The sequence below is a fragment of the Streptomyces sp. SAS_272 genome, from assembly GCF_052543235.1.
The window spans coordinates 86,442-113,265 of record NZ_JBMNDR010000003.1 but is presented as its reverse complement, the minus strand read 5'-3'; the positions used below and the strand labels follow the sequence as shown (position 1 = coordinate 113,265).

Annotated in this window: 26 protein-coding genes; 24 read left to right on the top strand and 2 right to left on the bottom strand. The window is 71.9% G+C overall.

The features are described 5' to 3' along the window. Positions 1-5: 5 nt before the first annotated feature. The 3 genes from ACN6LD_RS03725 to ftsH all read left to right on the top strand — a co-directional run bounded on the left by ACN6LD_RS03725 (position 6) and on the right by ftsH (position 6,244). Entirely contained in the window at positions 6-2,516 is a 2,511-nt protein-coding gene (locus ACN6LD_RS03725) for a [protein-PII] uridylyltransferase (protein WP_445042513.1), read from the top strand. 122 nt (positions 2,517-2,638) lie between these two features. Then, complete coding sequence (gene ffh / locus ACN6LD_RS03720; RefSeq protein WP_266725910.1) at positions 2,639-4,189, top strand: signal recognition particle protein; 1,551 nt, start codon at positions 2,639-2,641, stop codon at positions 4,187-4,189. Positions 4,190-4,297: 108 nt separating this feature from the next. After that, a complete protein-coding gene (gene ftsH / locus ACN6LD_RS03715; protein ID WP_319191668.1) occupies positions 4,298-6,244 on the top strand; it encodes an ATP-dependent zinc metalloprotease FtsH in 1,947 nt (648 codons plus the stop codon). 306 nt (positions 6,245-6,550) lie between these two features. Here ftsH and ACN6LD_RS03710 read toward each other — a convergent pair whose 3' ends face one another. Next, complete coding sequence (locus ACN6LD_RS03710) at positions 6,551-7,411, bottom strand: SAM-dependent methyltransferase (RefSeq protein ID WP_319191670.1); 861 nt, start codon at positions 7,409-7,411, stop codon at positions 6,551-6,553. Between the two features lie 200 nt (positions 7,412-7,611). On the opposite strand from ACN6LD_RS03710, the gene proS reads away from it, so the two are divergent. The 18 genes from proS to ACN6LD_RS03620 all read left to right on the top strand — a co-directional run bounded on the left by proS (position 7,612) and on the right by ACN6LD_RS03620 (position 22,613). Next, on the top strand, positions 7,612-9,027 hold the full coding sequence (gene proS, locus ACN6LD_RS03705) for a proline--tRNA ligase (protein WP_445042512.1): 1,416 nt from the start codon (positions 7,612-7,614) through the stop codon (positions 9,025-9,027). A gap of 260 nt (positions 9,028-9,287) precedes the next feature. Beyond that, a complete protein-coding gene (locus ACN6LD_RS03700; RefSeq protein ID WP_057580519.1) occupies positions 9,288-9,884 on the top strand; it encodes a hypothetical protein in 597 nt (198 codons plus the stop codon). Between the two features lie 428 nt (positions 9,885-10,312). Next, positions 10,313-10,735, top strand: a complete 423-nt coding sequence (gene rpsP / locus ACN6LD_RS03695; RefSeq protein ID WP_319191675.1) for a 30S ribosomal protein S16 — start codon at positions 10,313-10,315, stop codon at positions 10,733-10,735. A 5-nt stretch (positions 10,736-10,740) separates the two neighbouring features. Beyond that, positions 10,741-10,980, top strand: coding sequence for an RNA-binding protein (locus ACN6LD_RS03690; RefSeq protein WP_003973401.1), 240 nt, complete (start codon positions 10,741-10,743; stop codon positions 10,978-10,980). A gap of 106 nt (positions 10,981-11,086) precedes the next feature. Continuing rightward, positions 11,087-11,641 carry a ribosome maturation factor RimM gene (gene rimM, locus ACN6LD_RS03685; RefSeq protein WP_319191677.1) on the top strand — a complete coding sequence of 185 codons (555 nt, stop codon included), beginning with the start codon at positions 11,087-11,089 and terminating at the stop codon, positions 11,639-11,641. Continuing rightward, complete coding sequence (trmD, locus tag ACN6LD_RS03680) at positions 11,641-12,474, top strand: tRNA (guanosine(37)-N1)-methyltransferase TrmD (protein WP_319191679.1); 834 nt, start codon at positions 11,641-11,643, stop codon at positions 12,472-12,474. Before rimM ends, trmD begins: the two co-directional genes overlap by 1 nt. A 137-nt stretch (positions 12,475-12,611) precedes the next feature. After that, positions 12,612-12,962, top strand: coding sequence for a 50S ribosomal protein L19 (gene rplS / locus ACN6LD_RS03675; RefSeq protein ID WP_445042511.1), 351 nt, complete (start codon positions 12,612-12,614; stop codon positions 12,960-12,962). Positions 12,963-13,007: 45 nt separating this feature from the next. Further along, positions 13,008-13,739, top strand: a complete 732-nt coding sequence (gene lepB, locus ACN6LD_RS03670) for a signal peptidase I (RefSeq protein WP_319191681.1) — start codon at positions 13,008-13,010, stop codon at positions 13,737-13,739. Next, complete coding sequence (lepB, locus tag ACN6LD_RS03665) at positions 13,732-14,829, top strand: signal peptidase I (RefSeq protein ID WP_319191683.1); 1,098 nt, start codon at positions 13,732-13,734, stop codon at positions 14,827-14,829. The genes lepB (ACN6LD_RS03670) and lepB (ACN6LD_RS03665) overlap by 8 nt, the downstream gene beginning before the upstream one ends. Next, positions 14,717-15,697: a signal peptidase I gene (lepB, locus tag ACN6LD_RS03660; protein WP_319191685.1), complete on the top strand. Its 981-nt coding sequence runs from the start codon at positions 14,717-14,719 to the stop codon at positions 15,695-15,697. The genes lepB (ACN6LD_RS03665) and lepB (ACN6LD_RS03660) overlap by 113 nt, the downstream gene beginning before the upstream one ends. 162 nt (positions 15,698-15,859) lie before the next feature. Then, positions 15,860-16,636, top strand: coding sequence for a signal peptidase I (lepB, locus tag ACN6LD_RS03655; RefSeq protein WP_445042510.1), 777 nt, complete (start codon positions 15,860-15,862; stop codon positions 16,634-16,636). Beyond that, complete coding sequence (locus ACN6LD_RS03650; protein ID WP_319191689.1) at positions 16,626-17,162, top strand: NUDIX hydrolase; 537 nt, start codon at positions 16,626-16,628, stop codon at positions 17,160-17,162. The genes lepB (ACN6LD_RS03655) and ACN6LD_RS03650 overlap by 11 nt, the downstream gene beginning before the upstream one ends. Before the next feature lie 56 nt (positions 17,163-17,218). Beyond that, positions 17,219-17,527 carry a DUF2469 domain-containing protein gene (locus ACN6LD_RS03645; RefSeq protein WP_005311352.1) on the top strand — a complete coding sequence of 103 codons (309 nt, stop codon included), beginning with the start codon at positions 17,219-17,221 and terminating at the stop codon, positions 17,525-17,527. Between the two features lie 124 nt (positions 17,528-17,651). Further along, on the top strand, positions 17,652-18,053 hold the full coding sequence (locus ACN6LD_RS03640) for a YraN family protein (RefSeq protein WP_319191691.1): 402 nt from the start codon (positions 17,652-17,654) through the stop codon (positions 18,051-18,053). 1 nt (position 18,054) lies between these two features. After that, positions 18,055-19,671, top strand: coding sequence for a YifB family Mg chelatase-like AAA ATPase (locus ACN6LD_RS03635; protein ID WP_319191692.1), 1,617 nt, complete (start codon positions 18,055-18,057; stop codon positions 19,669-19,671). After that, positions 19,668-20,825: a DNA-processing protein DprA gene (gene dprA, locus ACN6LD_RS03630; RefSeq protein ID WP_319191694.1), complete on the top strand. Its 1,158-nt coding sequence runs from the start codon at positions 19,668-19,670 to the stop codon at positions 20,823-20,825. Before ACN6LD_RS03635 ends, dprA begins: the two co-directional genes overlap by 4 nt. Positions 20,826-21,098: 273 nt before the next feature. Next, on the top strand, positions 21,099-21,941 hold the full coding sequence (gene whiG / locus ACN6LD_RS03625; protein WP_266725921.1) for an RNA polymerase sigma factor WhiG: 843 nt from the start codon (positions 21,099-21,101) through the stop codon (positions 21,939-21,941). A 114-nt stretch (positions 21,942-22,055) separates the two neighbouring features. Then, on the top strand, positions 22,056-22,613 hold the full coding sequence (locus ACN6LD_RS03620) for a TetR/AcrR family transcriptional regulator (protein WP_319191699.1): 558 nt from the start codon (positions 22,056-22,058) through the stop codon (positions 22,611-22,613). A 122-nt stretch (positions 22,614-22,735) separates the two neighbouring features. On the opposite strand, the gene ACN6LD_RS03615 is transcribed toward ACN6LD_RS03620, so the two are convergent. Further along, entirely contained in the window at positions 22,736-23,347 is a 612-nt protein-coding gene (locus ACN6LD_RS03615; RefSeq protein ID WP_445042557.1) for a murein hydrolase activator EnvC family protein, read from the bottom strand. 548 nt (positions 23,348-23,895) lie between these two features. On the opposite strand from ACN6LD_RS03615, the gene rpsB reads away from it, so the two are divergent. The 3 genes from rpsB to pyrH all read left to right on the top strand — a co-directional run bounded on the left by rpsB (position 23,896) and on the right by pyrH (position 26,777). Further along, the gene (gene rpsB / locus ACN6LD_RS03610; protein ID WP_319197095.1) at positions 23,896-24,837 is read left to right on the top strand and encodes a 30S ribosomal protein S2; all 942 of its coding nucleotides are present in this window, start codon (positions 23,896-23,898) and stop codon (positions 24,835-24,837) included. Between the two features lie 155 nt (positions 24,838-24,992). Continuing rightward, the gene (gene tsf, locus ACN6LD_RS03605) at positions 24,993-25,829 is read left to right on the top strand and encodes a translation elongation factor Ts (protein WP_306949074.1); all 837 of its coding nucleotides are present in this window, start codon (positions 24,993-24,995) and stop codon (positions 25,827-25,829) included. Positions 25,830-26,018: 189 nt separating this feature from the next. After that, a complete protein-coding gene (gene pyrH, locus ACN6LD_RS03600; RefSeq protein WP_057580534.1) occupies positions 26,019-26,777 on the top strand; it encodes a UMP kinase in 759 nt (252 codons plus the stop codon). Positions 26,778-26,824: the final 47 nt, after the last annotated feature.

The following is a 26,824-nucleotide window of genomic DNA, read 5'->3' as shown; positions in this document are numbered from 1 at the left end:
GCTGGGTGACGAGTACGGACGTGCGCAAGGATGCAGAGGACTCGGGACCCAGCGGCTACGCGGGGGCCCGGCTGCGCCTCCTCACCGAGGGGGCGCGGTCCGGGCCGCCGCGCCGTGCGGCCCTCGCCGAACTGACCGACGACTGGCTGACCGGGCTCTTCACGGCCGGCGCCGAGGAACTGAAGGGCGTGTCCCTGGTCGCCGTCGGCGGCTACGGCCGGGGCGAGCTCTCCCCGCGCAGCGACCTCGACCTCCTGCTGCTGCACGACGGCGCGGACGGCAAGACCGTCGCCGCCCTCGCCGACCGCCTCTGGTACCCCGTCTGGGACCTGGGCCTCGCCCTCGACCACTCGGTCCGCACCCCGGCGGAGGCCCGCAAGACCGCCGGCGAGGACCTCAAGGTCCAGCTCGGCCTGCTGGACGCCCGCCACCTCGCCGGCGACCTCGGCCTCACCGCCGGACTGCGGACGTCCGTCCTCGCCGACTGGCGCAACCAGGCGCCCAGGCGCCTGCCCGAACTCCAGGAACTGTGCGCCGAGCGCGCCGAACGCCAGGGCGAGCTGCAGTACCTGCTGGAACCCGACCTGAAGGAGGCGCGCGGCGGACTGCGGGACGCCACCGCGCTGCGCGCCGTCGCCGCCTCCTGGCTGGCCGACGCCCCCCGCGAGGGACTCGCCGACGCCCGCCGACGGCTCCTCGACGTACGCGACGCCCTCCACCTGGCCACCGGTCGCGCCACGGACCGTCTCGCGCTGCAGGAGCAGGACCAGGTGGCCGCCGAGCTGGACCTGCTGGACGCCGACACCCTGCTGCGGCAGGTGTACGAGGCGGCCCGCGTCATCTCGTACGCGAGCGACGTCACCTGGCGCGAGGTCGGACGCGTCCTGCGCTCACGCGCCGTGCGGCCCCGGCTGCGCAGACTGGTGGGGGAGCGAAGCGACTTCCTCAGAAGGGCGGTGGCGGGCGACGGGAGGGCGCTCGGGGGCGGGAAGCCCGCGCCCGAGCGGTCTCCGCTGGCCGAAGGGGTCGTCGAGCAGGACGGCGAGGTGGTGCTCGCCCGCGCCGCACGCCCCGAACGCGACCCGGTGCTGCCGCTGCGCGCCGCGGCCGCCGCCGCCCAGGCCGGCCTCCCGCTCTCCCTGCACGCCGTGCGGCGCCTCGCCGCCACCGTGCGCCCGCTGCCCACGCCGTGGCCCGCCGAGGCCCGCGAGCAGCTGGTCACCCTGCTCGGCTCCGGTCAGCCGACCATCGAGGTCTGGGAGGCGCTGGAGGCCGAGGGGCTGATCACGCAGCTGCTGCCCGACTGGGAGCGGGTCCGCTGCCGGCCGCAGCGCAACGCCGTGCACATCTGGACCGTCGACCGGCACCTCATCGAGACCGCCGTGCGCGCCTCCGAGTTCACCCGCCGCGTCCACCGGCCCGACCTCCTGCTGGTCGCCGCGCTGCTGCACGACATCGGCAAAGGCTGGCCCGGCGACCACTCGGTGGCCGGCGAGATCATCGCCAAGGACGTGGCCGCCCGCATCGGCTTCGACCGCGCCGACGTGAACGTGCTGGCCGCCCTCGTCCGCCACCACCTGCTGCTCGTCGACACCGCCACCCGGCGCGACCTGGAGGACCCGGCCACCGTGCGCGCGGTCGCCGACGCCGTCGGCTCGCAGAGCACGCTGGAGCTGCTGCACGCCCTCACCGAGGCGGACGCGCTGGCCACCGGGCCCGCCGCCTGGTCGTCCTGGCGGGGCTCGCTCGTGGCGGACCTCGTCAAGCGGGTCGCGGCGGTCCTCGCCGGCAACGAACCGGAGGCGCCGGACGACACCGCGCCCACCGCCGAGCAGGAACGCCTCGCCATCGAGGCAGTCGCCACCGGAAGCCCGGTGCTGGCGCTGCGCGCGCAGACCGAGACGCCCGCCGAGACCGCGGGGGAGCAGCCGGCCGGCGACCCCGAGCCGCTCGGCGTGGAGCTGCTCATCGCGGTGCCTGACCAGGAGGGCGTGCTGCCCGCGGTGGCCGGCGTCCTCGCCGTGCACCGGCTGACCGTACGCACCGCCGAGCTGCGCGCCCATGACCTCCCGGACGGCGTCGACGGCTCGGTCCTGCTGCTGAACTGGCGGGTCGCCGCCGAGTACGGCTCGCTGCCCCAGGCGGCCCGGCTGCGCGCCGACCTCGTGCGCGCCCTCGACGGCTCGCTGGACATCGCCGGACGGCTCGCGGAACGCGACGCCGCCTACCCGCGCCGCCGGGGCGTGGTCGCCCCGCCGCCGCGCGTGGCGGTGGCCTCCACGGCCTCCCGGCACGCCACCGTCATCGAGGTACGCGCCCAGGACGCGCCGGGGCTGCTGTTCCGCATCGGCCGGGCGCTGGAGGACGAGGGCCTGCGGGTGCGCAGCATGCACGTCTCGACCCTCGGCGCGAACGCCGTGGACGCCTTCTACGTCACCGGAACGGACGGCGCGCCCCTGCCGGGCGACGAGGCCGTCGCCGCCGCCCGGAAGCTGGAGGAGACGCTGCGGGCGTGATCGCGCGCGCCGCGCGGCTCGTCCCCGCCCGCTGAATACAGCAGGCGGGGACGAATGTCTTGCGCGGCCGGATACTCTGGAAGACGCTCAGACCGCCCCCGACACCGAGGACCGACGCCGCCGTGTTCGATACTCTCTCCGATCGCCTCTCAGCGACCTTCAAGAACTTGCGCGGCAAGGGGCGCCTGAGCGAAGCGGACATCGACGCCACGGCGCGCGAGATCCGCATCGCCCTCCTCGAGGCGGACGTGGCCCTGCCGGTCGTCCGCACGTTCATCAAGAACGTCAAGGAGCGCGCCCTCGGCGCCGAGGTCTCCAAGGCCCTGAACCCGGCCCAGCAGGTCCTGAAGATCGTCAACGACGAGCTCGTCACGATCCTCGGCGGTGAGACCCGCCGCCTGCGCTTCGCCAAGCAGCCGCCCACGGTGATCATGCTGGCCGGCCTCCAGGGCGCCGGTAAGACCACCCTCGCGGGCAAGCTCGGCCGCTGGCTGAAGGAGCAGGGCCACTCGCCGCTGCTCGTCGCCTGCGACCTCCAGCGCCCCAACGCCGTCAACCAGCTCAGCGTCGTCGCCGAGCGCGCCGGCGTCGCCGTCTACGCCCCGCAGCCCGGCAACGGGGTGGGCGACCCGGTCCAGGTCGCCAAGGACTCCATCGAGTTCGCGAAAACGAAGGTCCACGACATCGTGGTCGTGGACACCGCCGGCCGCCTCGGCATCGACGCCGAGCTGATGCAGCAGGCCGCGGACATCCGCGACGCCGTCTCGCCCGACGAGATCCTCTTCGTCGTCGACGCGATGATCGGCCAGGACGCGGTCAACACCGCCGAGGCCTTCCGTGACGGCGTCGGCTTCGACGGCGTCGTGCTGTCCAAGCTCGACGGCGACGCCCGCGGCGGTGCGGCCCTGTCCATCGCCTCGGTGACCGGCAAGCCGATCATGTTCGCCTCCAACGGCGAGAAGCTCGACGAGTTCGACGCCTTCCACCCCGACCGGATGGCCTCCCGCATCCTCGACATGGGTGACCTGCTCACCCTGATCGAGCAGGCGGAGAAGACGTTCAGTCAGGAAGAGGCCGAGAAAATGGCCTCCAAGCTGGCGTCCAAGAAGGGCCAGGACTTCACCCTGGACGACTTCCTGGCCCAGATGGAGCAGGTCAGGAAGATGGGCAGCATCTCCAAGCTGCTCGGCATGCTGCCCGGCATGGGCCAGATCAAGGACCAGATCGCCAACCTCGACGAGCGCGACGTCGACCGCACCGCCGCGATCATCAAGTCGATGACGCCGGGCGAGCGCCAGGACCCGACGATCATCAACGGCTCGCGCCGCGCCCGTATCGCCAAGGGCTCCGGCGTCGAGGTCAGCGCCGTGAAGGGGCTGGTCGAGCGATTCTTCGAGGCGCGCAAGATGATGTCGCGGATGGCCCAGGGCGGCGGGATGCCGGGGATGCCCGGGATGCCGGGCATGGGCGGCGGCGCCGGCCGGACGAAGAAGCAGCCGAAGCAGGCCAAGGGCAAGCAGCGCTCCGGCAACCCGATGAAGCGCAAGCAGCAGGAGCTGGAGGCGGCCCAGCGCCGCGAGGCCCAGGCCCAGGGCGGCAACGCGCTCGGGCTGCCGCAGCAGGGCGCCCAGGACTTCGAGCTGCCGGACGAGTTCAAGAAGTTCATGGGCTGAGTCCGTCAGCCGCCGAGGGCGTCCTCCCGTGCCGGAGGGCGCCCTCGACGCGTTCCGGTGCGACCCTCAGCGCATGCCGTGCCCGGCGCTCTGTCGTAGCGTCCTGATATGAGCAACGCCGCTCCGGAGCGCAAGGCCCCCGACCAGCCCTGGCGCACCGAGGGCACCCCGGACGACGACGGACGACGCCCCCCGGACGGCAGGAGGGCGCGCGGCCGCTGGTGGGGGCTGGCCGTCACCGCGGTGATCGTCTTCCTGCTGGTGTACGTCGGACTGAACTACCTCGGCGCAGGCGACGAGCCGACGATCTCCTACACGGAGTTCAGCAGACAGGTCGACGCGGGCAACGTCGACAAGATCTACTCCAAGGGCGACGCCATCCAGGGCCAGCTCAAGAAGGCCCGCGACGACCCCGACGGCGGCGGCCAGTACACCAAGTTCACGACCCAGCGCCCGGCCTTCGCGGACGACGACCTCTGGCAGAGCCTGGACCGCCAGGACGTCACGGTGACGGCCCGGCCCGTCGTGCAGCAGCGCAGTCTGCTGGCCAACCTGCTCCTCTCGCTGGTGCCGATCGTGCTCCTGGTCGCCGTGTGGATCTTCTTCGTCCGGCGCTTCGGCGGCGGTCCGGGAGGCGCGGGAGGCGCGGGCGGCCTGCTCGGGCGCAAGACACCGCCCAAACCGGTGGGCCTGCGGCCCGACGGCCGGCGCACCACGTTCGCCGACGTGGCCGGCATCGACGAGGTCAAGGGCGAGCTGGACGACGTCGTGGACTTCCTCGAACACCCCGAGGTCTATCGCCGGATGGGCGCGAAGATGCCCCGTGGCGTGCTGCTCGCCGGGTCGCCGGGCACCGGCAAGACCCTGCTGGCGCGCGCGGTGGCGGGCGAGGCCGGCGTGCCGTTCTTCTCCGCCTCGGCCTCCGAGTTCATCGAGATGATCGTGGGCGTCGGCGCGTCCCGCGTCCGTGAACTGTTCGCCGAGGCCCGCAAGGTGGCGCCCTCGATCATCTTCATCGACGAGATCGACACCATCGGGCGGATCCGCAGCGGCGGCGCCTCGGTCGGCGGGCACGACGAGCGCGAGCAGACGCTGAACCAGATCCTCACCGAGATGGACGGCTTCTCGGGGGCCGAAGGCGTCATCGTCATCGCGGCGACCAACCGCGCCGACATCCTGGACCCGGCGCTGACCCGGCCCGGCCGCTTCGACCGGGTGGTCAGCGTCTCCCCGCCGGACCGCGCCGGACGCGAGGCGATCCTCGCCATCCACACCCGCGAGATCCCGCTCGCACCGGACGTGGACCTGGCCTGGATGGCACGGACCACTCCGGGCATGACGGGAGCGGATCTCGCCAATCTCGCGAACGAGGCCGCGCTGCTCGCCGTGAAGCGCGCACAGGAACAGGTGACGCAGTCCGACCTGTCCGAGGCGCTGGAGAAGGTGCAGCTCGGGGCCGAGCGCACGCTGATCATGCCCGAGGAGGACCGCCGGCGCACCGCGTTCCACGAGAGCGGGCACGCCCTCCTCGGCATGCTGCAGCCCGGCGCCGACCCGGTCCGCAAGGTCACCATCGTGCCGCGCGGCCGTGCGCTCGGCGTGACCCTGTCGACCCCGGAGGTGGAGCGGTACGCGCTGTCCGAGGAGTATCTGCGCGGCCGGATCATCGGCGCCCTCGGCGGCATGGCGGCCGAACAGCTCGTCTACGGCGTCGTCACGACCGGCGCCGAGAACGACCTGGAGCAGGTCACCAACATCGCGCGCGGGATGGTCGCGCGGTGGGGCATGAGCGAACGGGTGGGCCGCCTCTCCGCCCTCCCCAACGACGCCCAGCAGGCCTACGGCCTCGCCGCCGCCCCGGCGACCCTCGACGTCATCGACCACGAGATGCGCCGCATCGTCGACGAGTGCTACGAGGAGGCCTGCCGCAAACTCCGCGACCACCGAGGGCAGTTGGACGCCCTCGCGCTGGCGTTGCTGGAGCACGAGACGCTGGAGGAGGCCGACGCGTACCGCATCGCCGGCATCACCCGGCTCACCAAGAAGGACGCCTAGACCCGGCCCCGGCCACAGCCCCGGCTCCGGCCACAGCCCCGGCTCCGGCCACGGACCCGGACCCGGATCTGGCCACGGACCCGGCTCCGGCCACAGCCCCGGCTCCGGCCACGGACCAGGCTCTGGCCACACCCCCGGACCCGGCCCCGGACCAGGCTCCGGATCATGGGGGACCGCACCCGGACGCAGGGCCGGACCCGGGACATCGGGCGGGGCTGGACCGGGACGTGGAGCCGGGCCGGGCCGTAGACCCGGTCCGGGAGCCGGTCTCCTGACCGCACGGCCTCCGTCGAAGAGGGCGTGCGCTCACGGGGTCCGGGCGATCAGGTACCGGAACACGTTCGGCATCCAGACCGTGCCGTCCGGCCGCCGGTACGGGTGGAGCGCTTCCGCCGTCTCCTTCTCGACCTGCGCCTGGTCGGTCGCCGCGACCGCCGCGTCGAACAGGCCCGTGGAGAGCAGCCCCTTGAGGGCGCTGTCCACGTCGGCGTACCCGAACGGACAGGCCACCCGGCCCGATCCGTCCGGCCGCAGCCCGGCCCGCCGGGCCACGTCCTCGAGGTCGTCGCGGAGCGCGGGGCGCAGCCGGACCGTGCCGCGGTCCTGCTCCGCCGCCTTGGCCGCGACCCGGAGCACCGCCGTCGTGGCGCAGCGCTCGGGCGGACCCCAGCCGACGAGCACCACGGGCGCGCCGCGCCGGGCGAGCGGCGTCGCCGCCGCCAGCAGCCCGGCCAGTTCCTCGGTGTCGCCTGCCACGCGTCCGATCGGCTCGAAGGCCGTCACGAGGGTGTACGGGGGCGTCTGGGCCCCCGCCCGGTCCGTGGGCAGCCGGTCGGTGAGCCGGATGTCCGCACGTGCGTGTGCCCCCCAGCTCTCCCGCAGAAGCAGCCGCTCGCGCGCGAGGGCCAGCCGTGCCGGGGAGGAGGACTCGACGCCGGTGAGGGCCGCGCCTCTGGAGGCCGCCATCACCAGGGCGAGCCCGGAGCCGGAGCCGAGGGAGAGGAGCCGGGTGCCAGGCCCCACGTCCAGCCGCTCGTAGACGGCCTCGTAGAGCGGAACCAGCATCCGTTCCTGGATCTCGGACCAGTCACGCGCGCGTGCACCCAGATCCGCGCGGGACGCCGGCCCCGCGTGAGGCAGGTGCTGTCGCACGAGCACAGGTGTCATGGAAAAGCGCCCCAATCCGCCGAGAGTCTGCTGCCGTACCCGATCAGTGGGCCCCCGTGCAGTGCTCCGGCACCGCCCCCGTATGCCAGGTAACTCCCCGTCCGCGGCCGCGTCCAGGGGTTGCGGAGCCCTGCTTGAGGACGGCATGTGCCGGTGGCGAGAATTCACATTCCGGCAACGTGGACCCGTACCATCGCGCCATGGCAAAGGCACCCGTTCTCACCCCGCGGGCGGAGGATTTCCCTCGCTGGTACCAGGATCTGATCGGCAAGGCGGAACTGGCCGACAACGGTCCGGTGCGCGGCACGATGGTGATCCGCCCCTACGGGTACGGGCTGTGGGAGCGGATGCAGGCGGAGCTGGACGCCCGGATCAAGCGGACGGGCGCCGAGAACGCGTACTTCCCCCTGCTGATCCCGCAGTCCTACCTCACCCGTGAGGCGGACCATGTCGAGGGCTTCGCACCCGAGTTGGCGGTGGTCACCCACGGCGGCGGCAAGGAGCTCGAGGAGCCGGCGGTCGTGCGGCCCACGTCCGAGACCATCGTCAACGAGTACTTCTCCAAGTGGGTGCAGAGCTACCGCGACCTGCCGCTGCTGATCAACCAGTGGGCCAATGTGGTGCGTTGGGAGCTGCGCCCCCGCCTCTTCCTGCGCACGTCCGAGTTCCTCTGGCAGGAGGGCCACACCGCGCACGCCACGTACGAGGAGGCCCGCGACTTCGCCGCGCGCATCCACCGCGAGGTCTACGGGGACTTCCTGGAGAACGTGCTGGCGATCGACTTCGTCGCCGGCCGCAAGACGGCGAAGGAGCGCTTCGCGGGCGCCGTCAACACGCTCACCCTGGAAAGCATGATGGGCGACGGCAAAGCCCTCCAGATGGTGACCAGCCATGAGCTGGGCCAGAACTTCGCCAAGGCCTTCGACACCCGGTACCTGTCCAAGGACGGCACACGGGAGCTGGTCTGGCAGACCTCCTGGGGTTCGACCACCCGCATGATCGGCGCCCTGGTGATGACCCACGGCGACGACGACGGGCTGCGGGTGCCGCCGCGGCTGGCGCAGATCCAGGTCGTCGTCCTGGCGGTCAAGGACGACGAGGCGGTTCTGGCCGAGGTCCGCCGGCTCGGCGACCGGCTGACGGCGGCGGGACTGCGCGTCCGGGTCGACGACCGTACCGACGTGCCGTTCGGCCGGCGCGCGGTCGACTGGGAACTCAAGGGCGTGCCGGTGCGCGTCGAGATCGGGCCCCGCGACCTGGCCGACGGCACGGCGATGCTGGTCCGCCGCATCGCGGGAGGCAAGGAGCCGGTGGCGGTCGACGCGCTCGCGGATCTGCTGCCCGTCGTCCTCGAGGAGGACCAGGCGCTGCTGCTGCGGCAGTCGCGCGAGCGCCGCGAGTCGCGGACGGCCGGCGTGTCGACGCTCGGGGAAGCCGTCGAGGCGGTCGGCGCCGGCGGCTGGGCGCGCCTCCCGTGGGCGGCCCTCGGCGAAGAAGGCGAGGCCGCACTGGCCGAGCAGTCGCTGACCGTACGGTGTCTCGTCGCCGAGGACGGGTCGGTGCCGGACGACCAGGACGCCCCCGGTAACGTCGCGGTCGTGGCGCGCGCTTACTGAGACAGCGCCCTCCGCGCGCGAGAGCGGCCGAAACGCCTCTTGCGCCCCCGGGAGACCTCCGCGCCCGGCGTGCGGACATGGTCTACGCGCCGGGTCGTACCGGGGACTACGCACCAGCTTGGTACGAGGTGCGAGGCTTCTCCGCAGATCAGCGCACCCGCCCTCGTCCGGACGCATCAGTGCCGACTGACGGGTACGTGCAAATTATTTGGGATGCCCCGGAATAGGAACACTGGGGCACCCCCGCTCGTTGTCATTACGTGAGCACGACACAGACACCACCAGTTCTCGCCGCAGAGCTGGCAGAGGCGTGGGCCGACATTCAGCGGTACCACCCCGAGCTGCCGGATCTCGCCGCGCCAGAGTCCCTGATCGGGGAGTCGTCGTCCGCCTGCGGTCACGAGCTCTCCTTCGAGCGGCTGCTTCACGAGGCAGTCCATGGCATCGCGGCCGCCCGTGGCGTCCGCGACACCTCCCGCGCCGGCCGTTACCACAACCGCAGATTCCTCGCGATCGCCGAGGAGATGGGGCTGGACCACCCCGAGGAACCGCACCCCAGCAGCGGCTTCTCCCTGGTCACGCTCAACCCCGAGGCCAAGCGCCGCTACCGCCCGACGATCGAGCGCCTGCAGCGTGCCCTCAAGGCCCACACGGCGGCCACCTCGGCCGACACCGCCCGCACCTTCCGGGGTCCGGCCGCCCGGCACGGCTCCTCCGGCGGAGGCGTCCGCGTCAAGGCCGTCTGCGACTGCGGGCGCAACGTCCGGGTCGTGCCGTCGGTCCTGGCCCAGGCGCCGATCGTGTGCGGGGGCTGCGGCAAGCCGTTCCGGATCCCGGAGATCGTCGGCGCGGCCTAGGCCCGGCCTGATCCAGACGACCGGCCCTGGCCCCGGCCGAGGGCGGTCCGGTACCGGCATCTCGTGGCTGCCGGTCCACGGCGCGGGCGGGGCTCCCGTCCGCCGCGTTCAGCAGTGCCTCCCCCGGCGCCCCACCGGCCCGGGGGACCTTCAGGGGCGCTGCGGGCCGCGGCCGGCGCCCCGCCGCGCCGGGCCGTGCGTCCGACGCTTCCTCGCAGGGCGCCGGGTGCCGCTCAGCCGTGCCCGGGCGCAGCAGCCCCCCGGCCGAGGGGACCGGCCGGGTATGGCACAATGGTCAGCTGTACTCGACAGTCGCACAGGACCCCTCTCTCCTCCGGCTGACGCGTCCATCGGGCACTCGGGTACCGCAACCCCACGCGGCCATCTCGCCGTGCCCAACCACGTCAAGACCAGGAGACACCACTTCCGTGGCAGTCAAGATCAAGCTGAAGCGTCTGGGCAAGATCCGTTCGCCTCACTACCGCATCGTCGTCGCCGACTCCCGCACCCGTCGTGACGGTCGTGCGATCGAGGAGATCGGCAAGTACCAGCCGACGTACCACCCGTCGATCATCGAGGTCGACGCCGACCGCGTGGCGTACTGGCTGGGTGTCGGCGCGCAGCCGACCGAGCCGGTGCTCGCGATTCTGAAGAAGACCGGCGACTGGCAGAAGTTCAAGGGCGAGCCCGCCCCGGCGCCGCTGCTCGTCGCCGAGCCGAAGAAGGCTCGCCCCGTGTTCGAGGCCCTCGGCGGCGAAGACTCGGGTAAGGGTGAGGCCATCACCCAGAAGAAGAAGGCCGAGAAGAAGGACGAGGCCGCCGCCGAGTCCTCTGAGTCGACCGAGGCCTGAGCAGCATGCTCGAAGAGGCGCTTGAGCACCTCGTGAAGGGCATCGTCGACAACCCCGACGATGTGCAGGTCGCCTCGCGCAACCTGCGCCGCGGGCGGGTGCTCGAGGTCCGTGTCCACCCGGACGACCTCGGCAAGGTGATCGGCCGCAACGGCCGCACCGCACGCGCTCTGCGCACCGTCGTGGGCGCCATCGGCGGCCGGGGCGTCCGCGTCGACCTCGTCGACGTGGATCACGTCCGCTGACGCGTTTCCGCACCACCGGCTCGGGCCGGGGAAGGCCACTGGGCCGTCCCCGGCCCGCAGTCGTTACGGCACTCGTGACGACAGGCACGACAGGAGATCTTCAGAAGTGCAGCTCGTAGTCGCACGGATCGGCCGCGCCCACGGCATCAAGGGCGAGGTCACCGTCGAGGTACGCACCGACGAGCCGGAGCTGCGGCTCGCACCCGGCGCCGTCCTGTTCACGGACCCGGCCCCGACCGGCCCGCTGACCATCGAGACCGGCCGCGTCCACAGCGGCCGCCTCCTTCTGCGCTTCGAGGGCGTGCGCGACCGCAACGCCGCCGAGGCCCTGCGCAACACCCTCCTGATCGCCGAGGTCGATCCCGAGGAGCTGCCCGAGGAGGAGGGCGAGTACTACGACCACCAGCTGATGGACCTGGACGTGGTCACCGTGGACGGCGCCGAGGTCGGCCGGATCACCGAGATCTCGCATCTGCCCTCCCAGGACCTCTTCATCGTCGAGCGGCCCGACGGCAGCGAGGTGATGATCCCGTTCGTCGAGTCGATCGTCACCGAGATCGACCTCGAGGAGCAGCGGGCGGTCATCGACCCGCCTCCCGGTCTCATCGACGACCGCGCCGAGGTCGCCGGCACCCGGGACGCGGCCGGAGAAGAGTCCTGATGCGCCTCGACGTCGTCACGATCTTCCCCGAGTACCTGGAGCCGCTGAACGTCTCCCTCGTCGGCAAGGCACGCGCGCGTGGGCAGCTCGACGTGCGGGTGCACGACCTGCGTGAGTGGACGTACGACCGGCACAACACGGTCGACGACACCCCCTACGGCGGCGGCCCGGGCATGGTCATGAAGACCGACCCGTGGGGCGACGCCCTCGACTCCGTCCTCGCCGACGGTTATGAGCGCGGCGCGCACGCCCCGGCGATGGTCGTCCCCACCCCCAGTGGCCGGCCCTTCACCCAGGAACTGGCGGTCGAGCTGTCCGGGCGCCCCTGGCTGATCTTCACGCCCGCCCGCTACGAGGGCATCGACCGGCGGATCGTCGACGAGTACGCCACCCGCATCCCGGTCTACGAGGTCTCCATCGGCGACTACGTCCTGGCCGGCGGGGAGGCCGCCGTCCTGGTCGTCACCGAGGCGGTGGCACGCCTGCTGCCCGGCGTCCTCGGCAACGCCGAGTCCCACCGCGACGACTCCTTCGCCCCCGGCGCGATGGCCAACCTCCTCGAGGGGCCCGTCTACACCAAGCCGCCCGCCTGGCGCGGCCGCGAGATCCCCGAGGTGCTGCTCAGCGGCCACCACGGGAAGATCGCCCGGTGGCGCCGTGACGAGGCACTGCGGCGCACGACGGCCCACCGGCCCGACCTGATCGAGCGCTGCGAGCCGAAGACCTTCGACAAGAAGGACCGCGAGATGCTCTCCATCCTGGGCTGGATGCCCGACCCGGAGGGCGCCCCGTTCGGTCGATTTTGGCGCAGGACCGACAGCGTGGAAGAATAGGCCGCTGTTGTGCGCCGTCCGGTGTGCGCCCCTGCCGCAGGGGGACACGACGCCCGCCTCGACGGGCACACGGCACTCAATCCTCGAACATCTAGTTCCGTTGATGACCTGTGGCATCAGCGAAGAAAGCAGACGAAATGTCTCACCTGCTCGACTCTGTCGACGCCGCGTCGCTGCGCAGCCACGTCCCGGCCTTCCGCCCGGGTGACACCGTCAACGTCCACGTCCGCGTCATCGAGGGCAACCGCTCCCGTGTGCAGCAGTTCAAGGGCGTAGTCATCCGCCGCCAGGGCGCCGGCGTCCGCGAGACCTTCACGGTCCGCAAGGTCTCCTTCTCCGTCGGCGTCGAGCGCACCTTCCCGGTGCACACCCCGATCGTCGAGAAGATCGAGCTCGTCACCCGCGGCGACGTGCGCCGCGCCAAGCTGTACTACCTCCGTGAGCTGCGCGGCAAGGCCGCGAAGATCAAGGAGAAGCGCGACAACTGAGCGCCTTCCGGAGTTCATGGAGGGGCCGGATAACATCTGGCCCCGATGGACACCGAAGCTCAGTCGACGCCGGAGCGCGATCGCTCCTCCCGCCCTTCCGTGGCCGCCGCCGTCTCTCAGGAGACCGCGGACCCGCAGGGACCGGAGGGGCGGTCGCGTTTTGCGTGGGCGGGCCGGATCACGTCCTGGGTCCCCGGGGGCCGCTACAGCCTGACCGCGCTGGCCTGCCTGCTGTTTTTGCTCGTCCTCAACGCTTTCGTGGTGCAACCATTCCAGATTCCCAGCGGATCCATGGAAAACGCGTTGAGGATCGGTGACCGCGTTCTCGTAAATAAGTTGGCGTACCGTTTCGGTGCCGAGCCGCGGCGCGGCGACGTCGTCGTGTTCGACGGCACCGGGTACTTCGGGAACTCCGACTACATCAAGCGCGTCGTGGGTGTGGGGGGAGATCACGTGGTCTGCTGCGACAAGGAGGGGAGGATCCAGGTGAACGGCCGGTCGGTCGACGAGTCGACATTCCTGTATCCCGGCGACAGCCCGTCCACGGCCGCCTTCGACGTGGTCGTGCCCGACGGCGCCCTGTTCGTCCTGGGCGACCACCGAAGCCGCTCCAGCGACTCCCGGGACCACCTGGGCTCACCCGGCGGCGGCATGATCCCCGTCGACGACGTGATCGGCCGCGCCGACTGGATCGTCTGGCCCTTCGCCCACCTCACCCGCCTCTCGCGTCCGAGCGCCTACGGGCGCGTGCCCGGCTCGGAGGGCGCCCGTGGGTAACCGCGGCAAGCCGCGCGGCCTCCCCGACAGCGCCGCTGACAACCTCCTGCCCACCGGCGTCCGGCGCACCTCCGGCCCGGGCCCCGGCCGCTCCCGAGCGGAGCGGCGCAAGCTGCAGCGCAAGGTCAAGCGCAAGCGCAGGCGCTCGGCCGTGCGGGAGATACCGCTGCTGGTCGGCGTCGCCGTCCTGATAGCCCTGGTGCTGAAGACCTTCCTGGTGCAGGCCTTCGTGATCCCGTCCGGCTCCATGGAGCAGACCATCCGGATCGGCGACCGCGTCCTGGTCGACAAGTTCACCCCGTGGTTCGGCTCCAAGCCCGAGCGCGGGGACGTCGTCGTCTTCAAGGACCCCGGCGGCTGGCTCGACGACGAGCAGACCACCGCCAAGAAGGCGGATCCGGTCGTCGTCAAGCAGGTCAAGGAAGGGCTCACCTTCATCGGTCTGCTGCCGTCCGACGACGAGAAGGACCTCATCAAGCGCGTCGTCGGGGTGGGCGGCGACCACGTCAAGTGCTGCGACACCCAGGGGCGGGTCACCGTCAACGGCGTTCCCCTGGAAGAGGGAAGCTATCTCTACCCCGGCAACACCCCCTCGGACGACCCGTTCGACATCACCGTCCCCGAGGGGCGGCTGTGGGTGATGGGCGACCACCGGGCCAACTCCGCCGATTCCAGGGCGCATCGCAACACCGACTACGGCGGCACCGTCTCGGAGGACGAGGTGGTCGGCCGGGCCATGGTGATCGCCTGGCCCCTCGGGCACTGGATCCGTCTCAAGGAACCGCAAACTTTCTCGTCGGTGACCGGCTCGGCCGTCGCGGCGACCGCCTCCGCCCAGCCGTCGCATAGGGTTGCTACCGACGGTCCGAACGGATCGATCGGAAGACTCCCGACCCCTGCGGAACTCCCGCTCGTTATGGGAGTGGTGGGCCTGCGTCGTATGTGGGGCAGGCAGCGGCACAAGGTGAGGAGTTGGCGTGGGGGATGTGGCGGTTGGCGCACGGTCCGGGCACGACGGCGAGGAGCACCGCGGACACCCCGTGGGCGCTGCCGACCCGGTGGCGGACGGCGCCGTGACCTCCGGGAGTGACCCCGTGGCGGGCGGCGACGGTCCGCCGTCGGACGAACAGCCCCGCACCGGCGGCGACGGTTCGGACGGCTCGGCGCCGAAGGCGAAGAAGCCCCGCTCCTTCTGGAAGGAGCTGCCGATCCTGATCGGCATCGCACTGGTTCTCGCGCTGCTGATCAAGACGTTCCTGGTGCAGGCCTTCTCCATCCCGTCGGCCTCGATGGAGAACACCCTCAAGATCGGCGACCGGGTTCTCGTCGACAAGCTGACCCCGTGGTTCGGCTCCGAGCCCGAGCGCGGCGAGGTCATCGTCTTCCACGACCCGGACAACTGGCTCGCGGGCGAGAACACCGTCGAGCCGAACGCCTTCCAGACCGTCCTCAGCTGGATCGGCCTGATGCCGTCCGCGGAGGAGAAGGACCTGATCAAGCGCGTCATCGGCGTCGGCGGCGACACCGTCGCCTGCAAGGGCACCGGCCCGCTCACGGTCAACGGCAAGGCGCTGAACGAGCCGTACGTGTACCCCGGCAACACCCCGTGCAGCCAGGACGACCAGGGCGGCCAGTTCTCGGTGAAGGTCCCCAAGGGCTACGTCTGGGTCATGGGCGACCACCGTCAGAACTCGCGCGACTCGCGTTACAACCAGTCGGACAAGAACCACGGCATGGTGCCCGTCGACCAGGTCGTCGGCCGCGCCATCGTCAAGGCCTGGCCGATCACCCACTGGGGCACGCTGCCGGTGCCGGACACCTTCGAGCAGACCGGTCTGAACGATCAGTCCGCGGCGTCCGCGGCTCTCACCGTCGCGCCGCAGGGTCTCGCCCTCGCCGGAGTCGTACCGGTGATCCTGTGGCGTCGCCGACGGACCGGGGACTCCGAGAACCGCTGACCGCTGACCGCTGGGCCCGTGCCCGTGCCCGGCCCGCCGGGCCTCGTTCGGCAAACCCTTTCCCAAGCGTGTGACCTCGGCCTGCGAAGACCGGGCCGAACCGGGCGAGGCCGGGAAAGAGGGGCTGACCGGGTTCGGTACCGCCCGGTAGGGTGCGGGTCCATGGGTGGCGAGAGCACTACACGAACGGCCCCGCGCAGCGGCGGTGGCACCAGCAGCGGCCCGGTGGGCAGCCGGACCGGACAGCGACTGTCCGGACTGGCCGTCGCACTGGGCCTCGTGCTGTTCCTCGGCGGGTTCGCCTGGGGAGCCCTGCTCTACCGGCCCTACACCGTGCCGACCAGCTCCATGAGCCCGACGATCGCCGCCGGTGACCGCGTGCTCGCCGAGCGCATCGACGGTGGCGAGGTGCGCCGCGGAGACGTGGTCGTCTTCATCGACAAGACCTGGGTGAGCAACGCGCCCGTCGTCAAGCGCGTGGTCGCGGTCGGCGGCGACACGGTCTCCTGCTGCACCGACGGCAAGCTGACCGTCAACGGCAAGCGGATCGAGGAACCGTATCTTCCGCCGGGCACGCTGGCCGAGATCAAGAACTTCCCGACCGTGACGGTCCCCGACGGCAGGCTCTTCCTCCTCGGCGACGAGCGGCAGGGCTCCCTGGACTCCACCGCCCACCTCACGGACGCCGCGCAGGGCACGGTGGCGCGCAGCGCGGTCAAGGCCCGTGTCGAGGCGGTCGTCTGGCCCATGAACGGCATGCTGAAGCGGCCCACGGGCTTCGAGGACCTCGGCGCCCTCTCCGAGCCGGGCCCGCTGGGCACGATCGGCTGGCTGATCGTCGCCGGCGCGGCGTTGGTGCTCGGCGGCGGCGCGTACGGCCCGATCGCCAAGCGGACGGGCCGCCGCCGCACCCGGCCGGAGCCCGCCAGTGCCCGCTGAGCCGGCGCACGAGCCGACCGTCGCGGGCGTCGACTCCTACGAGGGCGGGCTGCGCAAGGTGGCACGGGTCGTCCTCTTGGACCCACAGGACCGCATCCTGCTGCTGCACGGGCATGAACCGGACGACCCCGCCGACCACTGGTGGTTCACGCCCGGTGGCGGCGTGGAGGGCGACGAGACCCGTGAGGAGGCCGCTCTGCGGGAACTCGTCGAGGAGACCGGCATCACCGAGGTCGACCTCGGTCCGGTGCTGTGGCGGCGGATGTGCTCCTTCCCCTTCGCGGGCCGCCGCTGGGACCAGGACGAGTGGTACTACCTCGCCCGGACGACGGTGACGGCGACCCGGGCGACGGCCCTGACCGAGCTGGAACGGCGCAGTGTCGCCGGAGCGCGCTGGTGGACGTGTCAGGAACTGACCCAGGCACATGAGACGGTGTATCCGACCAGACTCGCCGAGCTGCTGCGCAGGCTGCTCGACGAAGGTCCCCCGGCCGGACCGGTGACCCTTGACACGGAAATCGTCTAGGGGCGCTCGGGACTGGCGCACAATGGGGGGATCGCACGGCTGAAGGGGAACATGCCATGAGCGCCGAGGACCTCGAGAAGTACGAGACCGAGATGGAGCTGAAGCTCTACCGGGAGTACCGCGATGTCGTCGGTCTGTTCAAATACGTGATCGAGACCGAGCGTCGTTTCTATCTGACCAACGACTACGAGATGCAGGTGCACTCGGTCCAGGGCGAGGTGTTCTTCGAGGTGTCGATGGCCGACGCCTGGGTGTGGGACATGTACCGGCCGGCCCGGTTCGTGAAGCAGGTACGGGTCCTCACGTTCAAGGACGTGAACATCGAGGAGCTGAACAAGAGCGACCTGGAGCTACCCGGGAGCTGAGCCGTGCCGGATTCCCGCCGGGAGCCCCGGCGGGGCCGGCTGAGCGGGATTCGCTCGGACGGCTGACGGAGTTCTCCACAACGGCCGGCGTGTCCACCAAGATCCTTCCGGTGGCGGCGGATGCGTGAGCGTTGGTGCCGGAGGTGGTGCCGACATGAACGCACAACTGGCACGTGGCGCACTCGGCAGGTACGGCGAGGAGCTGGCCGCCCGGCTGCTGGCCGAGGCCGGGATGACGGTCCTGCAGCGCAACTGGCGCTGCGGCAGGACCGGTGAGATCGACATCGTCGCGCGGGACGGCGACGCACTGGTGGTCTGCGAGGTGAAGACCCGCAGGGAGGGCGGCTTCCAGCACCCGATGGCGGCGTTGACGCCCGAGAAGGCTCAGCGCCTGCGCGGGCTCGCCGAGCGATGGATCCAGGCACACGGCGGAGCCCCGCCGGGCGGCGTCCGCGTCGACCTGGTCGGCGTGGTCCTGCCGCGCCGCGGAGCCGCCGTCGTGCAGCACGCGCGGGGGGTGGCCTGAGATGGGCTTCGCGCGTACGTGTGCGGTGGCGCTCGTGGGCGTCGAGGGCGTCGTCGTCGAGGTGCAGGCCGACCTCGAACCCGGAGTGGCGGCGTTCACCCTGGTGGGGCTGCCGGACAAGAGCCTGAGCGAGAGCCGCGACCGGGTGCGGGCCGCGGTGGTGAACTCGGGCGGCGAGTGGCCGCAGAAGAAGCTCACGGTGGGCCTCAGCCCCGCCTCCGTGCCCAAGGGGGGATCGGGCTTCGACCTCGCCGTGGCCTGTGCGGTGCTCGGCGCGGCCGAACGGATCGACCCGCGGGTGCTCGCCGACATCGTGATGATCGGCGAGCTGGGCCTGGACGGACGTGTGCGGCCGGTGCGGGGCGTCCTCCCCGCGGTCCTGGCCGCCGCGACCGCCGGATACGAACAGGTGGTCGTGCCCGAGAGCGCCGCCGCCGAGGCCACGCTGGTGCCGGGCGTCTCGGTGCTCGGGGTGCGCAGCCTGCGGCAGCTGATCGCCGTCCTCGCGGACGAACCCGTTCCCGAGGAGGACCCGGACGAGGCGGGCCGCCCGGATCCGCTCCTGGCGGGCCTGCGGATGCCCGGCACCGGCGCGGCAACCGGCATGGGAGCCGTCCACCCGGACCAGGAGCACGACCTCGCGGACGTGGTCGGCCAGCGTTCGGCGCGGACCGCGGTGGAGGTGGCCGCGGCGGGCGGACACCACCTCTTCCTCGAAGGCCCGCCCGGCGCAGGCAAGACGATGCTCGCGGAGCGCCTGCCGGCGGTGCTGCCCACACTGTGCAGGGAGGAGTCGCTGGAGGTCACGGCGGTGCACTCGGTGGCGGGCCTGCTGCCGCCCGGCAAGCCCCTCATCGACGTGCCCCCGTACTGCGCCCCGCACCACTCGGCCACGATGCAGTCGCTGGTCGGCGGCGGCCCCGGGGTCGCCCGCCCCGGCGCGGTCTCGCTGGCCCACCGGGGCGTGCTCTTCCTGGACGAGACCCCCGAGTTCGGCAGCCGGGTCCTCGACGCCCTGCGGCAGCCGCTCGAGGCGGGGCATGTGGTGATCGCGCGCAGCGCGGGCGTCGTGCGGTTCCCGGCGCGGTTCCTCATGGTGCTGGCCGCCAACCCGTGTCCGTGCGGGCGCTTCTCGCTGCGCGACGCCCTGTGCGACTGTTCGCCCTCCGCGGTCCGCCGCTATCAGGCGCGGCTGTCCGGGCCGCTGCTCGACCGGGTCGACCTGCGCGTGGAGGTCGACCCGGTCAGCCGGGCCGAGCTCGCGCACCGCGGGCCCGGAGGGGAGTCGACGACGACCGTCGCCGACCGGGTTCGGGCTGCCCGGGAGCGCGCGGCGGTCCGGCTGGCGGGCACCCCGTGGCGGACCAACTCCGAGGTGCCCGGCCGTGAGCTGCGCCACCGCTGGCACGCGGCGGTCGGCGCGATGGACGAGGCGGAGCGCAACCTCGAGCGCGGGACACTGACCGCCCGCGGGCTCGACCGCGTGCTGCGGGTCGCCTGGACCGTCGCCGACCTGGTCGGCCACGACCGGCCGGACGCGACGGACGTGGCCCTGGCCCTGCAGCTGCGCACGGGCGTGCCCCGCGGGGTGCCGATGGCCCTCGGGGCACTCACGTGAACGCGGGCGCCCGGGCCGAGGACCGGCTGGCCCGGGTCTTCCTCGGCCGGGTCGTCGAGCCGGGCGACGAGGTCGGCGGGCAGTGGGTTCGCGAGCGCGGTGTGCGGGAGGTGGTGCGGCGGCTGTGCACGGACGGTGAGCCGCTGCCGGGAGTGACCGCACGGCGGTGGGCCGGTCTGCGGGCGCGGGCCGAGCGGGCCGAACCGGAGCGGGACCTGGCGCTCGCGGAGGAGGCCGGGGTGCGGTTCGTGTGCCCGGGCGACGCCGAGTGGCCCCGGACGCTGGAGGATCTCGGGGACGCCCGGCCGCTGGGGCTCTGGGTGCGCGGACGGCCCAGCCTGCGGATGTGGGCGCTGCGCTCGGTGGCCGTCGTCGGCGCCCGGGCCTGCACCGAGTACGGCGCCCACATGGCCGCCTCTCTCTCCTGCGGCCTCGCCGAACGAGGATGGGTCGTCGTGTCCGGCGGCGCCTACGGGGTCGACGGCGCCGCCCATCGGGGCGCTCTCGCAGCGGGTGGCGCCACCGTCGCCGTCCTCGCCTGCGGGGTCGACCGGCCCTATCCGCGGGGTCACACACAGCTGATCGGCCGGATCGCCGAACAGGGCCTGGTGATCGGGGAGTTGCCGCCCGGCGAACATCCGACGCCGAGCCGCTTCGTCCTGCGCAACCGGGTGATCGCCGCGCTCACCCGGGGCACGGTCGTCGTCGAGGCCGCCCACCGCAGCGGTTCGCTGGTCACGGCCCGGGCGGCACAGCGGTTGGGGCGGCACACGATAGGAGTGCCGGGCCCGGCCACCAGCGGCCTCTCCGCCGGGGTGCACGAACTGCTTCGGCAGGAGGCCGTGCTGGTCACGGATGCTGCGGAAGTCGTCGAGCTGGTCGGTGACATGGGGGAGCTGGCACCCGACCGGCGCGGGCCGGCGCTGCCGCGCGACCTCCTCGAGCCGGGCGCCCGGCTCGTGCTGGCCGCGCTCCCGGCGCGCCGGACCGCGGCGGTCGACGAGCTCGCCCGCGAGGCCCGGACGACGCCGGACGACGCGATCGCGAGGCTGTACGAACTCAGAGCGCTCGGCTACGTCGAACGACACGGCGACGGCTGGAAGTTGACACGCCAGGCGATGGTCTCCGTTCGAGGGGATCGGCCTCCGTGTTGACCAGGGGGGTTCGGCCGTCCGGGGGAACGCCGAAAGCCTTGCGGAATCCGGTAGTTGACGCGACCTCGTGATGACGACCGCGATCGACCTGCCCCGGGAGGGCGCTCAGCGGAACGTATCTGCGTACCGGTCCGGCCACGGCCTTCGCGCACCGCGACACCGCAGTCACGCTACGCTCACGAGGATTCCGTCACAGACCGGCACCACTGCACCACCTGGTATCACCTTCACCCACCCCGACGCACTTCACGGCAGAACGGCACAAGGCGACGAATGCCCCAGCACACCTCCGGGTCCGACCGGGCGGCGATCCCCCCAGCCGCCCGTGACGGTGGCAGCGTGCGGCCGCCCGCTCCCTCGACGCTCGACGAGCTGTGGCGCTCGTACAAGGCGACCGGCGACGAGCGGCTGCGGGAGCAGTTGATCCTGCACTACTCGCCGCTGGTGAAGTACGTGGCGGGAAGGGTGAGCGTCGGGCTGCCGCCCAACGTGGAGCAGGCCGACTTCGTGTCCTCCGGGGTCTTCGGGCTGATCGACGCGATCGAGAAGTTCGACGTCGACCGGGAGATCAAGTTCGAGACGTACGCGATCACCCGGATCCGGGGCGCGATGATCGACGAGCTGCGGGCGCTGGACTGGATCCCGAGGTCGGTCCGGCAGAAGGCGCGCAACGTCGAGCGGGCCTACGCCACGCTGGAGGCACGGCTGCGGCGGACCCCCTCGGAGTGCGAGGTCGCGGCCGAGCTGGGCATCGCGGTCGAGGAACTGCACGCCGTCTTCAGCCAGTTGTCGCTGGCGAACGTGGTGGCGCTGGAGGAGCTGCTGCACGTCGGCGGCGAGGGCGGCGACCGGCTCAGCCTGATGGACACGCTCGAGGACACGGCCGCAGACAACCCGGTGGAGGTGGCCGAGGACCGGGAGCTCAGGCGGTTCCTCGCCCGGGCGATCAACACGCTGCCCGCCCGGGAGAAGACGGTCGTCACCCTGTACTACTACGAGGGGCTGACGCTCGCCGAGATCGGCAACGTGCTGGGGGTGACCGAGAGCAGGGTCAGCCAGATCCACACCAAGTCGGTGCTCCAGCTGCGGGCCAAACTGGCGAGCTTCGGTCGCTGACCTGCGTTGACCTGCGCTGACCGGCCCGTTGTTCGGCGCTGCGCGCGCAGTCACTCCCGCCGGGCGTGGAGCGTCCGTACAGTGGACGACGTGCCAAGGATTCGAGCGGCCTCCGTGGCCGAGCACCGGTCGATGCAGCGTGCCGCCCTGCTGGACGCGGCACGTTCCCTGTTGTCCGAGGGCGGGACGGAAGCGCTGACGTTCCCCGCCCTCGCCGAGCGGACGGGTCTCGCGCGCTCGTCCGTGTACGAGTACTTCCGGTCGCGGGCCGCGGTGGTCGAGGAGCTGTGCGAGGTCGACTTCCCCGTGTGGACGGCGGAGGTCGAAGCGGCGATGGCCGCCGCCGACGGTGCCGAGGCCAAGGTCGAGGCGTTCGTGCGGCGCCAGCTCGCGCTGGTCGGGGACCGGCGGCACCGGGCCGTCGTGGCGATCTCGGCCAGCGAGCTGGACGCCGGGGCCCGGGAGAAGATCCGGGCGGCGCACGGCGGCCTCGTGGCGATGATCGGCGACGCGTTGGCCGAGCTGGGTCATGCGGAGCCCCGGCTGGCGGCGATGCTGCTGCAGGGCGTCGTGGACGCGGCGGTACGGCGGATCGAGCTGGGCGCCGCGGAAGACCCGACGGCGATCACGGAGGCCGCGGTCGGCATGGTCCTGCGCGGAGTCCGCGGCTGACCTGCCGGGCTGCTGCGTTTGCTGCGTTTGCTGCGCTGCCGGGTTGCCGGGTTGCCGGGTTGCCGCGGTCGGCGCCCGAAGGACGGCGCCGGCCGCGGCATGGCAGGGGCGCCCCGGCCGGGTCACGGCAGGGGGACGCCCAGTACCGGCAGGAGTCTGGAGGGTGCCGTGCGCCGCAGCCACGGCGGCAGCAGGGACAACGGGTCCAGATAGGCGCCGCCGCGCCGCAGCCCCCAGTGCACACAGGTCCGCGCACAGTGTGAGCCCGTCGGCTCCACCGTCCCGACTACCTGGCCCGGCATCACCTGGTCACCCTCGCGCACCGACGCCCGCACGGGCTCGTACGTCGTGCGCAGCGGCGGCAGGCCCGTGGCCGTCAGCTCCACCGAGACGACGCCCCGGCCCGCCACCCGGCCGGCGAAGGACACGCGTCCGGCCGCCACCGCCCGTACCGGTGCGCCCGGCGGGGCCGCCAGGTCCACGCCTCGATGGCCGCGGGCATACGGCGTCGCCGGAGGTTCCCAGCCGCGCACCACCGGCGGACGCGTGCCCACCGGCCACGTCCGGCCGATCGCCGGGACGGGAGGCGCCTCGCCGCCGGGCTCGGCCTCTGCGGGGGCGGGGGCGGGGGCGGGACCAGAGGACGGGGAGGCCGGCGGCGGCGCGGCCGGGACAGTGGGGACAGCGGGGTAGGGGGAGACGGGCGGGCCCGGGGAGACGGGCGGGTCCGGCAGGTCGGAAGGGCCCGGTGGGTCGGACCGGCTCTGCGGGTCCGGCGCGTCTGCCGGGCTCGGTGGGTCGAGTGGGTTGAGTGGGTCGGGTGGGTCGAGTGGGGCGGATGGGTCTGCAGGGCTCGGCGGGTCGGGCGGGGCGGACGAGCGCGGTGGAACCGGTCGGGCCGACGAGTCCGGTGAGGCGGGTGGGCCGGCCCACGCCGTGGACGTCAGCGTCATGACCGACAGGAGCAGCGCCAGGCCGCCGAGGCATCGCTTCGCATACATGACCGAACCGTCCCGCACCCCGCCGATCAGGGCTTCGGCCTGTGGACCGTGCACAGCTTGTGGACAGCGGCGTCACCCGGCACCCCGCGGGTCCCGTACACTTCTTCTGGCGATCCGGGTCACCGGGTCGACTTCGCACGCCCCAATATCGGGGGGCCCGGCCACGTCGGTCTTCCGGTATCAGCGCCTCTCGGTCCTTCGTGGCTCGGCGCATCGCGGGCGTCAGGCGCGGGAGCCGTCCGGTTCCCGCGGCACAACCGAGAAACCCAAGGAGAACGGCCATGGCCGTCGTCACGATGCGGGAGCTGCTGGAAAGCGGCGTCCACTTCGGTCACCAGACCCGTCGCTGGAACCCGAAGATGAAGCGCTTCATCTTCACCGAGCGCAACGGCATCTACATCATCGACCTGCTCCAGTCGCTGTCGTACATCGACCGCGCCTACGAGTTCGTCAAGGAGACCGTCGCCCACGGCGGCACGGTCATGTTCGTCGGCACGAAGAAGCAGGCGCAGGAGGCCATCGCGGAGCAGGCCACCCGCGTCGGCATGCCCTACGTCAACCAGCGCTGGCTGGGCGGCATGCTCACCAACTTCTCGACCGTCTACAAGCGCCTGCAGCGCCTCAAGGAGCTCGAGCTCATCGACTTCGAGGACGTCGCCGCCTCGGGTCTGACGAAGAAGGAGCTCCTGGTCCTCTCGCGTGAGAAGGCCAAGCTCGAGAAGACCCTCGGTGGTATCCGCGAGATGTCCAAGGTCCCCAGCGCCGTCTGGATCGTGGACACCAAGAAGGAGCACATCGCGGTCGGTGAGGCCCGGAAGCTCAACATCCCGGTCGTCGCCATCCTCGACACCAACTGCGACCCCGACGAGGTCGACTACAAGATCCCGGGCAACGACGACGCGATCCGCTCCGTCACCCTGCTCACCCGCGTGATCGCCGACGCCGTCGCCGAGGGCCTGATCTCCCGTTCCGGCGTCGCCACCGGCGACAAGGGCGACAAGGCCGCCGGCGAGCCGCTGGCCGCGTGGGAGCGCGACCTGCTCGAGGGCGAGAAGAAGGCCGACGCCGAGAAGGCGGACGAGGCTGCCGAGAAGCCGGCCGAGGCCGCTGACGAGGCTCCGGCCGCCGAGGCCGCCGCTGTCGAGGCCCCCGCTGCCGAGGCTGCCGCCGACGAGGCTCCCGCCGCCGAGGCCGCTCCGGCCGCCGAGGGCGAGCAGGCCTGAGTCAGGCCGTGAGCCGTACGGTCGCCACGCGGCCCGTACGGACGTAGGGCGAAGTGACGGCGGGGGGCACCGAGCGTGCCGCCCGCCGTCCACCCACAGCCCGCAGATCTTCGTAGATCTTCGAGACTTCGAACTCCGAGAGAGATTCACAGATCATGGCGAACTACACCGCCGCTGACGTCAAGAAGCTCCGTGAGCTCACCGGCGCCGGCATGATGGACTGCAAGAAGGCGCTGGACGAGGCCGAGGGCAACGTCGACAAGGCCGTCGAGGCGCTCCGCATCAAGGGCCAGAAGGGCGTCGCCAAGCGCGAGGGCCGCTCCGCCGAGAACGGCGCCGTGGTCTCGGTCATCGCCGACGACAACTCCTCCGGCGTCATCGTCGAGCTGAAGTGCGAGACCGACTTCGTCGCCAAGGGCGACAAGTTCCAGGCCGTCGCCAACGCGATCGCCGAGCACGTGGCGAAGACCGCCCCGGCCGACATCGCGGCGCTGCTCGGCTCCGAGATCGAGCCCGGCAAGACCGTCCAGGCGTTCGTGGACGAGGCCAACGCCAACCTCGGCGAGAAGATCGTGCTGGACCGCTTCGCGCAGTTCACCGACGGCTACGTCACCGCGTACATGCACCGCACGATGCCCGACCTGCCCCCGCAGATCGGTGTCCTCGTCGAGCTGGACAAGCCGAACGCCGAGATCGCCAAGGGCGTCGCCCAGCACATCGCCGCCTTCGCGCCGAAGTACCTCTCCAAGGAGGACGTGCCGGCCGAGGTCGTCGAGTCCGAGCGCCGCGTCGCCGAGGAGACCACCCGCGCCGAGGGCAAGCCCGAGGCCGCCCTGCCGAAGATCGTCGAGGGTCGCCTCAACGGCTTCTTCAAGGACGCCACGCTGCTCGGCCAGCCGTACGCGCTGGACAACAAGAAGTCGGTCCAGAAGGTTCTGGACGAGGCCGGTGTCACCCTGAAGCGCTTCTCGCGCATCAAGGTCGGCATCTGAGTCCGTACCGCGATCGACGCGTCGGCCCGATAGGGTCGGGTGCAGTCGTCCGGTACGCCGTCACGCGCACGCGTGGCGGACGACAGCAGATCTGACGAGGAGGCCATTGCCGCGCATGGGATGCGAACAACACCCCACCGGCAGTGGCCTTCTTCGTTTGTGCACCATGCGAAAGAGGCGGGAACTCCCATGACCACCAAGGCCCAGAAGAGCGACGACGGCAAGGTACACGGCCGGTTCCTGCTGAAGCTGTCCGGAGAGGCGTTCTCCGGCGGTGGGGGCCTGGGCGTGGACCCCGACGTGGTGCACAAGATCGCCCGCGAGATCGCCGCGGTCGTGCGCGACGGCGCCGAGATCGCGGTCGTCATCGGCGGCGGCAACTTCTTCCGCGGCGCCGAACTCCAGCAGCGCGGCATGGACCGCGCCCGCTCGGACTACATGGGCATGCTCGGCACCGTCATGAACTGCCTCGCCCTCCAGGACTTCCTGGAGAAGGAGGGCATCGACAGCCGTGTGCAGACCGCCATCACCATGGGCCAGGTCGCCGAGCCGTACATCCCGCTGCGCGCCGTGCGGCATCTGGAGAAGGGCCGTGTGGTGATCTTCGGAGCCGGTATGGGCATGCCGTACTTCTCCACCGACACCACCGCCGCGCAGCGCGCCCTGGAGATCGACGCCGAGGCGCTGCTCATGGGCAAGAACGGTGTGGACGGCGTCTACGACTCCGACCCCAAGACCAACCCGGCGGCCGTCAAGTACGACGCCCTCGGCTACGGCGAGGTCATCACGCGCGAGCTGAAGGTCGCCGACGCCACGGCGGTCACGCTGTGCCGGGACAACAAACTCCCGATCCTCGTCTTCGAGCTTCTCGCGGAGGGCAATATCGCTCGCGCCGTCAAGGGTGAGAAGATCGGCACGCTTGTGGACGAGCAAGGCGGCCGAGCCTGACCGGTGGAAACCCGGTTTCGTACGACAACACCTGACCGGGGGGCGGA

What these genes read in the sequence shown, in the direction of transcription:
- lepB (WP_319191681.1), top strand. Translation starts at nt 13,008, where the DNA reads ATGGACACCGAAGCTCAGTCGACGCCGGAGCGCGATCGCTCCTCCCGC.
- ACN6LD_RS03635 (WP_319191692.1), top strand. Translation starts at nt 18,055, where the DNA reads ATGGGCTTCGCGCGTACGTGTGCGGTGGCGCTCGTGGGCGTCGAGGGC.
- lepB (WP_445042510.1), top strand. Translation starts at nt 15,860, where the DNA reads ATGGGTGGCGAGAGCACTACACGAACGGCCCCGCGCAGCGGCGGTGGC.
- trmD (WP_319191679.1), top strand. Translation starts at nt 11,641, where the DNA reads ATGCGCCTCGACGTCGTCACGATCTTCCCCGAGTACCTGGAGCCGCTG.
- rplS (WP_445042511.1), top strand. Translation starts at nt 12,612, where the DNA reads ATGTCTCACCTGCTCGACTCTGTCGACGCCGCGTCGCTGCGCAGCCAC.
- proS (WP_445042512.1), top strand. Translation starts at nt 7,612, where the DNA reads ATGGCAAAGGCACCCGTTCTCACCCCGCGGGCGGAGGATTTCCCTCGC.
- whiG (WP_266725921.1), top strand. Translation starts at nt 21,099, where the DNA reads ATGCCCCAGCACACCTCCGGGTCCGACCGGGCGGCGATCCCCCCAGCC.
- tsf (WP_306949074.1), top strand. Translation starts at nt 24,993, where the DNA reads ATGGCGAACTACACCGCCGCTGACGTCAAGAAGCTCCGTGAGCTCACC.
- pyrH (WP_057580534.1), top strand. Translation starts at nt 26,019, where the DNA reads ATGACCACCAAGGCCCAGAAGAGCGACGACGGCAAGGTACACGGCCGG.
- ACN6LD_RS03690 (WP_003973401.1), top strand. Translation starts at nt 10,741, where the DNA reads ATGCTCGAAGAGGCGCTTGAGCACCTCGTGAAGGGCATCGTCGACAAC.
- ACN6LD_RS03710 (WP_319191670.1), bottom strand. Translation starts at nt 7,411, where the DNA reads ATGACACCTGTGCTCGTGCGACAGCACCTGCCTCACGCGGGGCCGGCG.
- ftsH (WP_319191668.1), top strand. Translation starts at nt 4,298, where the DNA reads ATGAGCAACGCCGCTCCGGAGCGCAAGGCCCCCGACCAGCCCTGGCGC.
- rpsB (WP_319197095.1), top strand. Translation starts at nt 23,896, where the DNA reads ATGGCCGTCGTCACGATGCGGGAGCTGCTGGAAAGCGGCGTCCACTTC.
- ACN6LD_RS03645 (WP_005311352.1), top strand. Translation starts at nt 17,219, where the DNA reads ATGAGCGCCGAGGACCTCGAGAAGTACGAGACCGAGATGGAGCTGAAG.